Here is a 14721-nt window from a genome sequence, read left to right as displayed (position 1 = left end):
TAGTGGTGCCCGGACTCGGAATCGAACCAAGGACACGGGGATTTTCAATCCCCTGCTCTACCGACTGAGCTATCCGGGCAACGGGGCGCATTAAACCGTAATCATGCACGCCAGTCAACCAAATTTAGGGAAAAGCTGTTCAACTGCTTAAGTTTGCGGCAATCCGGCCATTTCTGCGTCCAGATTGCCCCAATCCTCCAGACAAACGTAATGCTGGCTTAGGTCAGCGCACCACCCTGACGGCACTGGGCAAAGCGCAGAATATCTTCCGCCAGACGATGTGCCGTTTCTACGTCCGCATGGCTGCGATTGACCAGCATGCGGCTCAGACAGCCTTCCAGCACCAGTTCCATCTGTTTGGCCACCATCGCCGGATCGTCAATCTCCAGCGTGGTCAGCAGTTCGTGAGTGAAATCGTGCGCCGCGCTTTTTTGCTGATCCGCCAGTTGATGAATGGGGTGCGACGGATCGGGATAAAACGTACAGGCGGCGATAAACAGGCAGCCCGGGTAGCGATTATTGCTCACGCATTCTGCCAGCGCATTGTAGCGGGCCAGCAGTTTTTGTTCGGCACTCAGGGTGTCATCCAGCAACAGCTGGCGACGCCAGATATCCACCTGCTGGCTAAGAAAGCGCAGCGCATCATACAGAATAGCCTCTTTGTCCGGCCAGAAACGCTGCATTTCATCGAGCGGATAATCAACGCGCTCGGCCACCATCTCCAGCGTGGTGTTCGCAATCCCATGGATCTCGAGTAATTTTAGGGCTTCTCCCAGGACATCTTCACGTTGCACGGTCATTCCTCCGTCTTTACCTCTGAAAGTGTCGCTCACGGTTGGCGATCGCGCAAATGCGCGCTAAACGTCGCCGCATCCATAAAGCCCGTCACCCGCGCCTGCGAGTGTTCCTGACCTTGTGCATCAAAGAACAGGATGGTTGGCAGTCCTAACACCTGTAAATGCTTTAACAGCGCCACATCCTGCGCGTTATTGGCGGTGACGTTAGCCTGTAACAGTACCGTATCACCCAGCGTCTGTTTAACCTGCGGATGGCTGAAGGTGTACTTTTCAAACTCTTTACAGGCGACACACCAGTCTGCGTACAGATCCAGCATCACCGGCTTGCCTTTCGCCTCGATCAGCGCCTGATTAAGCTCCTCAACGCTTGCCACCGGTTTGAAGTCCAGATGCGCCTGTGCCTGAGTTACCGTCGTACCAAACGCCCAGTCCTGGAGCGGACGTACGCTGACGAGTGCTGCCGCCAGCAGGATTATCTGTACGATGCGCATCCAGCTACGCGTTGCTTGCAGGCTGGTGATAAACGCCCAGCCAAAGAAAGCCACGCCCAGCAGCGACCACAGACGTAGGCCCCACGTATCGCCGATGATGCGCTCCAGCAAAAAGACCGGCAGCGCGAGGATAACAAAGCCAAACGCCGTTTTGACCTGCGCCATCCACGGACCGCTTTTCGGCAGCAGACGGTTACCAAAGACGGTGACCAGCATCAGCGGCAGCCCCATTCCTAGTGCGTAGAGATACAGCGTGCCGCCGCCGAGCCAGAGGTTTCCGCTCTGGGCGATATACAGCAAGATGGCGCTCAGCGGTGCGGTTGTACACGGCGAACAAATCAGTCCGGCAATTGCGCCCATAACAAAAACACCGCCCGCAGAACCGCCCTGCTGGCGGTTACTCATCAGCGTGAGGCGCGTTTGCAGCGACGATGGCAGCTGCAGGGTGAACAGGCCGAACATCGACAGGGCAAGCAGGGTAAAGACCACAGCCAGGCCGATTAAGACATAAGGGTGCTGAAGAGCCGCCTGGAACTGCAATCCGGCGGCGGCGACGACCAGACCCAGGGCGGTATAGGTCAGTGCCATGCCTTGCACATAGAGGAACGTCAGCAGCAGCGCGCGTCCGGTGGAAAGACGCTGTTTACCGCCCAGAACGATGCCGGAAATCAGCGGATACATCGGCAGTACGCAAGGAGTAAAGGCGATGCCAACGCCAATCAGCAGCGCCCACAGGGCGGAGAAGGGAAGCTGAGCTGGCGCTTGCTCGGGTTGCGGTTGCTGTGTTGCTGTTGGCGCCGCTGGTTTCGGTTCCGCGCTGGCGGCCACTTCACTCAGGGGCACGGTTTTGGTTTCCGGTGGATAACAGAAGCCGGCATCAGCACAGCCCTGATACGTAACCGTGAGCGTGGCGCCGGATTGCGCCTGGTTAACGGTGACCGGAATGGTGAGCGTATTGCGATAGATTTCGCTTTTCCCGTAGAACTCATCTTCATGCCAGACGCCGGCAGGCAATTTTACTGCCGCTATCTCCGCCTGAGCAGGGGTAATACTGATTTGTTTACGGTACAGGTAATACCCGTCTTTCACCTGCCAGGTGAGATTCAGGTCATGTTGGTTTTGCTGAAAGTCGAAGGCAAAGGCCTGGTCAGCAGGGACAAAATTCGAGCGACCCGGCGCGTCGAAGAGTCCGGCAAAAACAGATGTGCTGCAAAGCAGCAGGATCAGCGTAAGGATGCGTTGAGCCATGAGAGGTAATCATTGTCTCCGTGAGTAACGGGTAAAACCAGAAGTTCGGGGGTTTGATACGGGTGATGAGACTTCAGGCAATCGAGTAAGGCGTCCTGGTGCACTACCGAGGTTTTTAAGATCATCTGGACTTCGTATTCCTGCTCCAGTTTTCCCTCCCAGTAATACAGCGAGGTAGCGCCAGGAATAATTGTGGCGCAGGCCGCCAGTTTTTCGGCCAGCACTTTGGCTGCCAGATCCTGAGCGGTGGCTTCATCCGGCGCAGTGCAGAGCACAACAACGGCATTGGGGAGGGAAATATCCTGACGACTAACATCATGCATAAACACCTCGAATGGACAGAATGACCCGCAAAAGAGTGGTCACTATACAACGGACGAGGAAAGGATGTTAGACAAAGGGAGGGGAAATGCGGGGCGCGTACACGCCCCACAGGTAACACTTACAGCATGAAACTGCCCAGCAGGAAGCCGAAGCAGACCGCCAGTACGACACCCAGCGTACCTGGGATGAAGAACGGGTGGTTAAAGACGAATTTACCGATACGCGTTGTCCCGGTGTCATCCATCTGTACCGCCGCAACCAGCGTTGGGTAAGTTGGCAGAATGAACAGACCAGAAACAGCAGCGAAAGAGGCAACGGCAGTCAGCGGAGAAACATTCAGCGCCAGCGCCATCGGCATCAGTGCTTTCGCGGTTGCTGCCTGAGAATACAGCAGCGCAGAAGCAAAGAAGAAGATCACTGCCAGCAGCCACGGATGGCCCTGAATCACTTCACCTGCAGTGTCTTTGATCCAGTCAATGTTGTGAGACACGAAAGTGTCACCCAGCCATGCCACGCCCAGGATACAAATACAGGCGCTCATACCGGCTTTGAAGGTGCTGGAGTTCAGGATAGCGTCGGTTTCCACTTTGCACATGATCGTAGTCAGCGTCGCGACGCTCAGCATGATGATCAGGATAGCGTTAGTGGTGTTCATCAGCGGTTTCTCAACCAGACCGAGGCTCGGGCTGTTGATGATCGCATAAACCACCACGCACACAACGCCCAGCAGGAACAGCCAGACGGAGTTCTTCGCCATTGGTTTGATTTCAATCTGCTTTTCACCGCGCAGTTCGATCAGACCTTCTTCCAGACGCTTACGGTATACCGGATCGTCAGAAAGTTTGGAGTTGAACAGCATGGTCACCAGGAAGGACATCACCAGTACCGCCAGCAGCGTGGACGGAATGACCACGGACAGCAGGTGGATGTAGCTAATGCCATGACCTTCCATCACCGAAGACATGTAGACGACCGCAGCGGAGATTGGCGATGCGGTGATCGCAATCTGAGCGGAAACCACCGCGGTGGAGAGCGGACGGCAAGGCTTGATACCTTGTTCCTTCGCCACTTCAGCGATAACCGGCAGCGTTGCCAGGGAGATGTTCCCGGTACCTGCGAAGATAGTCAGGAAATAGGTCACGATGGGTGCAAGGATCGTGATGTATTTCGGATTCCGGCGCAGCAGTTTTTCTGTCTGGTTAACCAGATAGTCCAGACCGCCCGCCACCTGCATCGCGGAGATAGCAGCGATAACTGCCATGATGATGGAAATCACATCGAACGGGATGTTACCCGGTTTCACGCCGATAGCGGCAAGAACCAGAACACCCAGCCCACCTGCAAATCCAATACCGATGCCCCCTAGTCTGGCGCCCAAAAAGATTGCCAGCAAAACAATGATAAGTTCTACAACTATCATATTAGCCTTCCTTGTTGTTTAACAAGTTGATATTAAATTGTTGTTATTTAGTAACTTCTTATAAGAAAAAAGGCACGTCATCTGACGTGCCCTCCATGGTACTACCCTGTACGATTACTGTTCGTTTTCATCAGTATAACGTTTTGCTTTGTAAGCCGGGTGCATCAGGTTCTGTGCGGAGAAAATATCGTCCAGCTCAGCTTCAGTCAACAGACCGCGCTCCAGCACCACTTCACGTACGCTCTTACCGGTTTCGGCACAAATCTTACCGACGATGTCGCCGTTGTGGTGGCCGATGAACGGGTTGAGGTAGGTGACGATGCCGATAGAGTTGTAGACATACCCTTCACACACTTCTTTGTTAGCGGTAATACCGTTAACACATTTCTCCAGCAGGTTGTAGCAGGCGTTGCTCAGGATGTGAATGGATTCAAACATCGCCTGACCAATTACCGGCTCCATTACGTTCAACTGCAGCTGACCCGCTTCAGATGCCATGGTGACGGTGATGTCGTTACCGATGACCTTGAAGCACACCTGGTTGACGACTTCCGGTACAACCGGGTTCACTTTCGCAGGCATGATAGAAGAGCCCGCCTGCAGTTCCGGCAGGTTGATCTCGTTCAGGCCGGCACGTGGGCCAGAAGAGAGCAAACGCAGGTCGTTACAGATTTTGGACATCTTCACAGCCAGACGTTTCAGCGCGCCGTGAACCATCACGTAAGCGCCGCAGTCAGAGGTCGCTTCGATCAGGTCTTCAGCAGGAACGCAGGCAAAGCCAGTCACTTCCGCCAGTTTCTGTACTGCCAGCGGAGAGTACTCTTTCGGGGTATTCAGACCGGTACCGATAGCCGTTGCGCCGAGGTTAACCTCCAGCAGCAGTTCAGCGGTACGCTCGATGTTTTTCACTTCTTCTTTCAGCAGTACGCTGAAAGCACGGAATTCCTGACCCAGGGTCATCGGAACCGCATCCTGCAACTGGGTACGACCCATTTTCAGGATGTCCTGGAATTCGACAGCTTTACGCTCAAAGCCTTCACGCAGTTGGTTAATCGCGTCGATCAGTTTAACGATGGATGCGTAAACCGCGATGCGGAAACCGGTCGGATAGGCGTCGTTAGTCGACTGACATTTGTTCACGTGGTCGTTCGGGTTCAGGTACTGATATTCACCCTTCTGGTGACCCATCAGCTCCAGCCCGATATTGGCCAGCACTTCGTTGGTATTCATGTTGACGGAGGTGCCTGCACCGCCCTGGTAAACGTCTACCGGGAACTGGTCCATGCATTTGCCGTTATTCAGGACTTCATCACATGCGGCAATGATGGCATTCGCTACACTCTTAGGGATGGTCTGCAACTCTTTGTTTGCCAAAGCTGCGGCCTTCTTAACCATTACCATGCCGCGTACAAATTCAGGGATGTCACTGATTTTGTTATTGCTGATGTAGAAGTTTTCAATCGCTCTCAGAGTGTGAACACCATAGTAGGCTTCGGCTGGAACTTCCCTGGTACCCAACAGATCTTCTTCGATACGAATGTTGTTTAACATGTGAACCTTCTTTATTTAAAGCTGCCAATGAATGCACTAAACACACAGAATATATGTGGTTTCGATTGTTTCTTGACCGACGATTATCCCCTACATCGGTCTGGTCAACGAGATCATATTCTGCTTCAGAAATTGTGCCGTAATCTGGATCACTTTAAGTGTGGTAAATTACTCCTTAATTATTATTTTGTGAAATAGGTCACCGCTTTAGGATTAACTCTAAAAATAAGTGTACAAACAGCTTGAAATTTTGCGAACTACCCCTACATCCAACTAATGCGAATCGCAACTATTTTTGGGCCGACGTGCGCATCACGGCGGTCATTTGAGGAGAATCCTTTTGCGCTGGATACCGTTACTTGCAGTCTTTCTCTATGTTTATATTGAGATTTCTATCTTCATTCAGGTCGCCCATGTAATGGGGGTACTGATGACGCTAATCCTGGTGATCTTCACCTCGGTCATCGGGATGTCGCTGGTACGCAACCAGGGATTTAAGAATTTTTTGTTGATGCAGCAGAAAATGGCGGCAGGAGAGAGTCCTGCAGAAGAGATGATTAAAAGTGTATCGCTGATCATCGCGGGTCTGTTGCTGTTATTGCCGGGTTTTTTCACCGACTTCCTCGGTCTTCTTCTTTTATTACCGCCGGTACAGAAGCATCTGACGATGAAGCTGCTGCCGCATCTGCGTTTTTCCCGCATGCCGGGTGGCGGCTTTAGCGCCGGAACCGGCGGTGGCGACACCTTTGACGGCGAGTTCCAGCGCAAAGATGAAGAACGTGACCGTATCGAACACAAAGACGATCGTCGCGACTGATTCCCGTAGGCCCGGTAAGCGTAAGCGCCACCGGGCCTTTTTGTAGAACCGGCCTATAAGTGATGTTCAATCTTTTTTCGTTGTGGCAAAAACCGCCACAGCACTGCCAGCATAATCAGCGCATACAGGCACTTCCAGCCGACCATTGCCAGTAACAGTAAACACAACACGCCGCCGACCAGTGCCAGCGCACGATAGCGCCCCTTCAACAAACGACAGCCTGCCAGCATGCACAACAGATAGATAATGATAAAGATGCCGTTCGCGTAGACGATAAGGGCATCCAGATTGATCTCCAGCGCATAGATGCACAGCGTACTGATCACACAGCAGCCCAGCACCGCATTAAGCGCGTTGCGCGGAATATGGCGAGCCGAGAGACGCGCGAGATAGTGATCCGGTTTGTATTGCGCCTGTGACCACACCAGGCGAGCAAAACTCTGTATATAAATGTTGAGACTGGCAAAGCAGGCCAGATAGCCGATCACACAGGCTACCCATAGCGCCTGAACGCCGAACAGTTGCACCACGATTTCCGGTAATGAGGCCGCTGCAGCCATCGTTTCGCCATAAGCATCAAAGTGCAGAACCAACACGGTGCAGGCCCAATAGACCGAACCGGCCAGCAGCAGGCCAATCATCAGCGCACGCGGAAAATCACGCTCGGGGTTCTTGAATTCAGATGCCAGATGAGCGAACGCTTCCAGACCGACGAAACACCAGAACATCACTGACAGCGCGGAGAACAGCCCCGAAATTTCAATATCGCCTGGCGCAGGGAAAGGGATTTCTGCCGGTCTGAGGTCGCCGGCCCACCAGATAGCGATAATGAGCGCCACGATCAAAGCTGCAATCACCGTTTGCAAATTCGCGCTGGAGCTCGCGCCGCGTGAGCCGATGAACCAGACCAGCGCCAGCGTGCCGAGTTCGGCCAGCAACAGCTGCCAGCCGTGCCAGCCAAACATCGCCTGTCCAAACCCGGCGGCGATATGCAGCGCAGCAGGAAGACCAACGGGAATGACGGACAGAAATAGCCAGCCAGTGACTCGTTCAAGATGAGGGCCAAACGCCATGCCGACGAAATGTGCGACGCCGCCTGCGCTGGGGTAGTGACGGCCCAGGAGGGCAAACACAATCGCAACGGGAAACACCAGAACAATCAAAACGGGCCAGGCCCACAGGCTGTTATTGCCTGCCACCAGAGCGGCCAGAGCCGGAACGGCAAACACGCCCGTGCCTAATAATGATGTCGACAACAGGCCAATGCCCTGAGCCAGTCCAAGCTCTTGTTTCAGTCCACTCATGAGTTGTTATCCGTTTGCGCCTGAGTTACAGGCAACTGCGTAGATTTTTGATGTTATCACAATCAGATTTGCTTATGACGTGGGGGATTAAATAGGCGAGAAATGTGAGGTAAGTAGTGTTTTTACAGGATTTTTCGCTGAACAGAATTTTTTTTCGCATTGCCCCTTGAAGGGGCAAAACCCCATCCCCATCTCTCTGGTCACTAGCCGGGAACCTTAGCGGGCCGGCGTCATCCATAAGTGATAAAGACTTTCTCAAAGGAGAGCTATCAATGAGTATTCGTCCGTTACATGATCGCGTGATCGTTAAGCGTAAAGAAGTTGAGTCCAAATCTGCTGGCGGCATCGTTCTGACCGGTTCTGCAGCGGGTAAATCAACTCGTGGCGAAATCATCGCTGTCGGTAAGGGTCGCATCCTGGATAACGGTACCGTGCAACCGCTGGACGTGAAAGTCGGCGACATCGTGATTTTCAACGATGGCTACGGCGTGAAATCTGAGAAGATCGACAATGAAGAAGTGTTGATCATGTCTGAAAGCGACATCCTGGCAATTGTTGAAGCGTAATCCGCGAACGACACTGAACATACGAATTTAAGGGAAAGAGAAAATGGCAGCTAAAGACGTAAAATTCGGTAACGACGCTCGTGTGAAAATGCTGCGCGGCGTGAACGTACTGGCAGACGCAGTAAAAGTGACTCTCGGTCCGAAAGGCCGTAACGTAGTGCTGGATAAATCCTTCGGCGCACCGACCATCACCAAAGATGGTGTTTCCGTAGCACGTGAAATCGAACTGGAAGACAAGTTCGAAAATATGGGCGCGCAGATGGTGAAGGAAGTCGCCTCTAAAGCGAATGACGCGGCAGGCGACGGTACTACCACCGCGACCGTACTGGCGCAGTCCATCATCACTGAAGGTCTGAAAGCCGTTGCTGCGGGTATGAACCCGATGGATCTGAAGCGTGGTATCGACAAAGCTGTCGCTGCTGCAGTTGAAGAGCTGAAAGCGCTGTCTGTACCGTGCTCTGACTCTAAAGCTATCGCGCAGGTTGGTACTATCTCCGCTAACTCCGATGAAACCGTAGGTAAACTGATCGCGGAAGCGATGGATAAAGTCGGTAAAGAAGGCGTGATCACCGTTGAAGACGGTACTGGTCTGCAGGACGAACTGGACGTGGTTGAAGGTATGCAATTCGACCGTGGCTATCTGTCTCCGTATTTCATCAACAAGCCGGAAACTGGCGCAGTCGAACTGGAAAGCCCGTTCATCCTGCTGGCTGACAAGAAAATCTCCAACATCCGCGAAATGCTGCCGGTTCTGGAAGCCGTTGCGAAAGCAGGCAAACCGCTGCTGATCATCGCTGAAGATGTGGAAGGCGAAGCGCTGGCGACCCTGGTGGTTAACACCATGCGCGGCATCGTGAAAGTGGCTGCGGTGAAAGCACCTGGCTTCGGCGACCGTCGTAAAGCAATGCTGCAGGATATCGCAACCCTGACTGGCGGTACCGTTATCTCTGAAGAGATCGGTATGGAGCTGGAAAAAGCGACCCTGGAAGATCTGGGTCAGGCAAAACGCGTAGTGATCAACAAAGACACCACCACCATCATCGATGGTGTGGGTGAAGAAGCGGCAATCCAGGGGCGTGTGACGCAGATTCGTCAGCAGATCGAAGAAGCCACTTCTGACTACGACCGTGAAAAACTGCAGGAGCGCGTAGCGAAACTGGCTGGCGGTGTTGCGGTTATCAAAGTCGGTGCTGCGACCGAAGTTGAAATGAAAGAGAAGAAAGCTCGCGTTGAAGATGCCCTGCACGCAACCCGTGCTGCCGTTGAAGAAGGTGTGGTTGCCGGTGGTGGCGTTGCGCTGATCCGCGTGGCAAGCAAAATCGCGGGTCTTAAAGGTCAGAACGAAGATCAGAACGTCGGTATCAAAGTTGCGCTGCGCGCAATGGAGTCTCCGCTGCGTCAGATCGTGCTGAACTGTGGTGAAGAGCCGTCTGTTGTGGCTAACACCGTGAAAGCGGGTGATGGCAACTACGGTTACAACGCAGCGACCGAAGAATACGGCAACATGATCGACATGGGTATCCTGGATCCGACCAAAGTGACCCGCTCTGCACTGCAGTATGCGGCATCTGTGGCTGGCCTGATGATCACCACCGAGTGCATGGTAACCGACCTGCCGAAAGGCGACGCGCCTGACTTAGGTGCTGCTGGCGGCATGGGCGGCATGGGTGGAATGGGCGGCATGATGTAATCGCCTACACCCTGCAGCCTGAAGGATGCAGGGTGTTAATCTCCCAGATATGAGAAACCCCCGGGCAGAAATGCTCGGGGGTTTTTCTTTTAGTCATCTTTTTAGTATAAGATTCAGTGGCGGACAAAACGTCCAGCGCATTGATTATGGGGAATAACATGCACGTGAAATATTTAGCAGGGATCGTCGGTGCCGCGCTACTGATGGCGGGTTGTAGCTCCAGCAACGAACTGAGTTCCGCAGGGCAAAGCGTTCGCTTTGTTGAAGAAAAGCCAGGCGCTGAATGTCAGCTGATTGGCACCGCAACCGGGAAGCAGAGTAACTGGCTTTCAGGTCAGCACGGTGAAGAAGGCGGCTCTATGCGTGGGGCAGCAAATGACCTGCGCAACCAGGCGGCAGCGATGGGCGGCAACGTGATTTACGGCGTCAGCAGCCCGAGTCAGGGCATGTTATCCAGCTTTGTCCCGACCGCCAGTGAAATGATTGGCCAGGTTTATAAGTGCCCTAACTAATAGGCATTGTGGTTCGGAAAAATTCTCTTATCAGGCCTGTGTTCATACACCAGTAGGCCTGATAAGCGCAGCGCCATCAGGCGTGTTGTGTTGCGATGTTAACGGACTGAACCCGTAGATGATGCAGCGCACGCAGGCATTGTTCCTGGGTCAGCTTCTGCGTTTTATTCGCCGTCAGCGTTCTGACAGAGACCTGACACGGTTTACCTGCCAGCTTTTTCAGCCTCGGGCTGAAGTCGAGTAGCCGTCGGGAAATGGCTTCTGCCGTTTTGCTATCAGACGGAACGCGGGTTTTCACGACGGTGCCGCTGAACTGCGTCTTCCCTGTTTCATCTGTAAAACGATATAGCACCGCAAGATAATGCGTGAAAAGCGCATGCTTCCACTCTGGCTGTGCGTAAGCGTCGAATTCCAGTCGCTCGTGGTCCATGCAGTCCGCATCATACAGTGGTAAAAAGTCCAGCAACGAGGCGAGCCTTAGTGCCAGTTCCCGCATGCCGGCGTTATCTATCGCCCGAATAATGGCATACACCAGAGTCTCAATCTGCAAGTCGTTTACCCGCAGGTGGCAGGTTGTGCCATCGTGAAGCGTGAAGGTCAGTATTACGCTGTCGGCACTCCCGTCGGCTAAGGCAACGGCAGTGACACGGCGATGAATATCCGCATGTCGAAGTTCGTCTTCTACTATCGCAGGAATGTTTTCCTGCATTTTCTTGCTGATAGCGTCGCGCGTTTTTTCATAGTGCTGACGTTCAGCTGCGTTCAGTTGCTGTTTTTGATGCAGACGACTCTCCACGGCGATCAGCAGATCGCGTAATTCCAGTGCAGGCAGAAAAAACAGCGATTCCTTGTTTCTTGGCTCTTTAATTTTCAGCGCCAGTGCGATGAATTCGTTCGCTTTACGGATAACACCCGTATTCACTCCTTTGATACTGATAGCCATAACGGTTCTCCCTCACCAATGATAAATTTAGCGATTGGTTTCAACTTAACGATATGATTTTTAAATGTGTAGTTTGCAAGGCGTCGCTAAAATAGCATACAGGGCAGGGGAAGCCGGGGGTTTTGATAACGGGTGTCCGGATGCGGACACCTGATAGCGCGGTTATTGCTGACGCAGTTGTAAATCCAGTGGCGTTTTACTCGGTTCACCACCAATTTCTCGCGCCAGCCTGGGCACCATATACCCTGACACCAGCGTAAGCAGTTCACGCATGATCTGGCGCGCTTCATCGTCTGTCACCATGAAATGCGCCGCGCCCTGCACTTTATCCAGCACATGCAGATAATAGGGCATGACGCCCGCATCAAACAGCGCGTTACTGAGGTTCGCCAGCGTCTGCGCGTTATCATTGACGCCGCGCAGCAGGACGCTCTGATTGAGCAGCGTAACGCCTGCACCGCGCAGTTTTGCCATCGCCTGCCGGAAGCTCTCATCGACTTCGTTGGCGTGATTGATGTGATTCACCAGCAGGATCTGCAGCGAAGAACAGGTGAAACGTGCAACCAGCTCCTCGGTAATACGCGCAGGAATGACGATGGGCAAACGACTGTGAATACGCAGACGCCTGATATGAGGAATCGCTTCCAGCTGCGTGAGCAACCAGTCCAGTTCATGATCTTTGGCCATTAGCGGGTCGCCGCCGGAGAAAATGATCTCATCCAGCTCAGGATGAGCGCTGATGTAGTCCAGCGCGGCCTGCCAGTTTCGCTTATTTCCCTGATTTTCCGCGTACGGGAAGTGGCGACGGAAGCAATAGCGGCAATTTACCGCACAGCCCCCTTTCACCAGCAACAGCGCCCGATTACGGTATTTATGCAGCAGTCCTGGTACGACGCTATGCTGTTCTTCCAGTGGATCGGTAGAGAAACCCGGTGCGGCAATAAACTCATCTTGCGAGGTAAGTACCTGACGCAAAAGTGGATCAGCAGGGTTGCCTTTTTCCATTCGCGCGATAAATGCGCGCGGCACACGCAGGGCGAACAGCCGTCTGGCATCGCGTCCGGCCAACAGTTTTTCATCTGCGTCTATATTCAAAAGACGCAGGAGTTCATCGGGATTGGTCACAACATCGGCAAGTTGCGATAACCAATCTTCTCTGGATGGGGTATTTAGGGTTACAATATGCGCCATTTTGTGGCTTAGCTACCAGTTAACAATTTTCAGAGGGCCTTATGGCAACGTACTATAGCAACGATTTTCGTGCTGGTCTTAAAATCATGTTGGACGGCGAACCTTATGCGGTTGAAGCCAGCGAATTCGTTAAACCGGGTAAAGGTCAGGCTTTTGCGCGCGTGAAACTGCGTCGCCTGCTGACCGGTACTCGCGTTGAGAAAACCTTCAAGTCTACTGACTCTGCAGAAGGCGCTGACGTTGTAGATATGAACCTGACTTACCTGTACAACGACGGTGAGTTCTGGCACTTCATGAACAACGAAACCTTCGAGCAACTGTCTGCAGATGCTAAAGCGATTGGCGATAGCGAAAAATGGCTGCTGGATCAGGCAGAGTGCATCGTGACCCTGTGGAACGGTCAGCCTATCTCCGTGACGCCGCCAAACTTTGTTGAACTGGAAATCGTTGATACCGATCCGGGTCTGAAAGGCGACACCGCAGGTACAGGCGGTAAGCCGGCTACGCTGTCTACCGGTGCTGTGGTTAAAGTGCCTCTGTTCGTTCAGATTGGCGAAGTGATTAAAGTAGATACGCGTTCAGGCGAGTACGTCTCCCGCGTTAAATAATCCGCGCGTTTAGCTCATTATGGTGCAGCGCTTTGCTGCGCCATTGTTTCTCCAGGGCAGGAATGATGAAACGTCTTCTCGGTCTTGTAACACTGATTTTTCTCACTACGTCGTTGCTGGCAGGCTGCAATACCGCGCGCGGCTTTGGTGAGGATATTAAGCACCTCGGCAATTCTATTTCCCACGCAGCCAGCTAATTTTCTTCTCATCGTCCTAAAAAGCGTCTATCTCCCGGCATTGTTCGGGATCTTGTCTATGATTAAGTGGCACTACACAAATAACATTGGCTAGAAAAGGAAGACGTTATGGTTAAAAAGACAATTGCAGCGATCTTTTCTGTGTTAGTACTTTCCTCCGTGTTGACTGCGTGCAATACCACACGTGGTGTGGGTGAGGACATCTCCGATGGCGGTAACGCCATTTCAGGCGCAGCAACCAAAGCTCAGCAGTAACGGTGAAAACGGTACGACAGTGTTGTCGTGCCGTTAATTTTTCAGCTCAGAGGGTGCAAGAAACGGCGAAAAGCGATTATCCATGTGTAACTTCATGCGGATATTGCGTTTATAGGTGTATACCGTTTTACCATGAATGCTGAGCGCACAGGCTATTGCATTATTACTCGCTCCTTCCATCCACATCGTCAGCACTTTCTCTTCCTGTGGCGTAAGCAACGTCGAGGCATTTCCGGGCGCTTCGGATACTGACCCTGTCAGCAGGGCATTGTGGATTTTTTCAGCCAGGACCACCAGAGAGACCTGCTTGGTTAACGACGCGCAGACAGGATAGCGCTGCGTCTCTACCATCACGCCTCCTGACTCCAGTAATATTAATGGACTGTCACCACAGGCGAGAAAAAACGGCGCAATGGCGTGGACGGACAGCGTATCGTTGAGAAAACCATACAGGTCCGCGATGACCAGGTGAGGTTTCCACTGCTGGATGTGCTCTTTAACCAGTAAGAGATTATTGAGCCCAGAGACCAGAAACGACGTAGTAAAGAGTTCGGAATGATTAAGCCATGCCTCGATCCCTGTGCGGGTGAAGTGGCAACGGTCAATCACTAATATTTTCAACATAGCGTTTTCGCATTCAGAAGTAAGGCAAATGGCTTCCTGACTTCAGAAAGCGTCCCATCATAGAGAAGTCGGATGAGTGCTGAATGCGCAAAGTACGTTGCGAAATGCGCCTAATTCAACCTTTTAGGCGTGGAAAGATAAAAATGTTGAAATTGACCGTCGCTCGGGCAAGAATGTTATTTC

At 52.7% G+C, this 14721-nt stretch carries 16 protein-coding genes and 1 tRNA gene; 7 read left to right on the top strand and 10 right to left on the bottom strand.

What is annotated here, in order from left to right:
* Positions 1–3: 3 nt before the first annotated feature.
* The 6 genes from QNN88_RS20690 to aspA form a co-directional block, all read right to left on the bottom strand.
* A tRNA-Phe gene (locus tag QNN88_RS20690) sits at positions 4–79 on the bottom strand.
* Positions 80–218: 139 nt separating this feature from the next.
* On the bottom strand, positions 219–794 hold the full coding sequence (locus QNN88_RS20685; protein ID WP_414241856.1) for a transcriptional regulator: 576 nt from the start codon (positions 792–794) through the stop codon (positions 219–221).
* Positions 795–829: 35 nt separating this feature from the next.
* Positions 830–2536 carry a protein-disulfide reductase DsbD gene (locus tag QNN88_RS20680; protein WP_414241854.1) on the bottom strand — a complete coding sequence of 569 codons (1707 nt, stop codon included), beginning with the start codon at positions 2534–2536 and terminating at the stop codon, positions 830–832.
* On the bottom strand, positions 2512–2859 hold the full coding sequence (cutA, locus tag QNN88_RS20675; RefSeq protein WP_414241853.1) for a divalent cation tolerance protein CutA: 348 nt from the start codon (positions 2857–2859) through the stop codon (positions 2512–2514). Before cutA ends, QNN88_RS20680 begins: the two co-directional genes overlap by 25 nt.
* Positions 2860–2978: 119 nt before the next feature.
* Positions 2979–4280: an anaerobic C4-dicarboxylate transporter DcuA gene (gene dcuA / locus QNN88_RS20670; protein ID WP_414241852.1), complete on the bottom strand. Its 1302-nt coding sequence runs from the start codon at positions 4278–4280 to the stop codon at positions 2979–2981.
* Between the two features lie 114 nt (positions 4281–4394).
* Complete coding sequence (aspA, locus tag QNN88_RS20665) at positions 4395–5831, bottom strand: aspartate ammonia-lyase (protein WP_414241851.1); 1437 nt, start codon at positions 5829–5831, stop codon at positions 4395–4397.
* 340 nt (positions 5832–6171) lie between these two features.
* Here aspA and QNN88_RS20660 point away from each other — a divergent pair, with 340 nt between their 5' ends.
* On the top strand, positions 6172–6648 hold the full coding sequence (locus QNN88_RS20660; RefSeq protein ID WP_042999159.1) for an FxsA family protein: 477 nt from the start codon (positions 6172–6174) through the stop codon (positions 6646–6648).
* A 53-nt stretch (positions 6649–6701) separates the two neighbouring features.
* Here the strand turns inward: QNN88_RS20660 and yjeH are convergent, their stop codons facing one another.
* Entirely contained in the window at positions 6702–7952 is a 1251-nt protein-coding gene (yjeH, locus tag QNN88_RS20655; RefSeq protein WP_414241850.1) for an L-methionine/branched-chain amino acid transporter, read from the bottom strand.
* A 272-nt stretch (positions 7953–8224) separates the two neighbouring features.
* Here yjeH and QNN88_RS20650 point away from each other — a divergent pair, with 272 nt between their 5' ends.
* From QNN88_RS20650 to QNN88_RS20640, 3 genes are all read left to right on the top strand, one after another.
* Positions 8225–8518 (top strand): co-chaperone GroES, encoded by a 294-nt coding sequence (locus QNN88_RS20650; protein ID WP_000027827.1) that lies wholly within the window; start codon positions 8225–8227, stop codon positions 8516–8518.
* Positions 8519–8561: 43 nt separating this feature from the next.
* Entirely contained in the window at positions 8562–10208 is a 1647-nt protein-coding gene (gene groL, locus QNN88_RS20645; protein WP_414241849.1) for a chaperonin GroEL, read from the top strand.
* Positions 10209–10366: 158 nt separating this feature from the next.
* Positions 10367–10720 carry a DUF4156 domain-containing protein gene (locus QNN88_RS20640; protein WP_042999161.1) on the top strand — a complete coding sequence of 118 codons (354 nt, stop codon included), beginning with the start codon at positions 10367–10369 and terminating at the stop codon, positions 10718–10720.
* A gap of 76 nt (positions 10721–10796) precedes the next feature.
* On the opposite strand, the gene yjeJ is transcribed toward QNN88_RS20640, so the two are convergent.
* The gene (gene yjeJ / locus QNN88_RS20635; protein ID WP_414241848.1) at positions 10797–11663 is read right to left on the bottom strand and encodes a YjeJ family protein; all 867 of its coding nucleotides are present in this window, start codon (positions 11661–11663) and stop codon (positions 10797–10799) included.
* Between the two features lie 162 nt (positions 11664–11825).
* Positions 11826–12854: an EF-P beta-lysylation protein EpmB gene (epmB, locus tag QNN88_RS20630; protein WP_414241847.1), complete on the bottom strand. Its 1029-nt coding sequence runs from the start codon at positions 12852–12854 to the stop codon at positions 11826–11828.
* Between the two features lie 41 nt (positions 12855–12895).
* On the opposite strand from epmB, the gene efp reads away from it, so the two are divergent.
* The 3 genes from efp (at position 12896) to ecnB (ending at position 13914) form a co-directional block, all read left to right on the top strand.
* Entirely contained in the window at positions 12896–13462 is a 567-nt protein-coding gene (gene efp, locus QNN88_RS20625; protein WP_042321361.1) for an elongation factor P, read from the top strand.
* Positions 13463–13524: 62 nt separating this feature from the next.
* The gene (locus QNN88_RS20620) at positions 13525–13659 is read left to right on the top strand and encodes an entericidin A/B family lipoprotein (RefSeq protein ID WP_414241846.1); all 135 of its coding nucleotides are present in this window, start codon (positions 13525–13527) and stop codon (positions 13657–13659) included.
* 108 nt (positions 13660–13767) lie between these two features.
* Entirely contained in the window at positions 13768–13914 is a 147-nt protein-coding gene (gene ecnB, locus QNN88_RS20615; protein ID WP_042999166.1) for a lipoprotein toxin entericidin B, read from the top strand.
* A 33-nt stretch (positions 13915–13947) separates the two neighbouring features.
* Here ecnB and QNN88_RS20610 read toward each other — a convergent pair whose 3' ends face one another.
* On the bottom strand, positions 13948–14538 hold the full coding sequence (locus QNN88_RS20610) for a LuxR C-terminal-related transcriptional regulator (RefSeq protein WP_414241845.1): 591 nt from the start codon (positions 14536–14538) through the stop codon (positions 13948–13950).
* Between the last annotated feature and the right edge of the window lie 183 nt (positions 14539–14721).

Origin of the sequence: Citrobacter sp. ANG330 (genome assembly GCF_047467925.1) — a bacterium.
In the GTDB taxonomy this organism is placed as follows: Bacteria; Pseudomonadota; Gammaproteobacteria; order Enterobacterales; family Enterobacteriaceae; genus Citrobacter_A; species Citrobacter_A amalonaticus_G.
The sequence above is the reverse complement of the archived record's forward strand: the minus strand, read 5'-3'. Positions and strand labels throughout refer to the sequence as shown.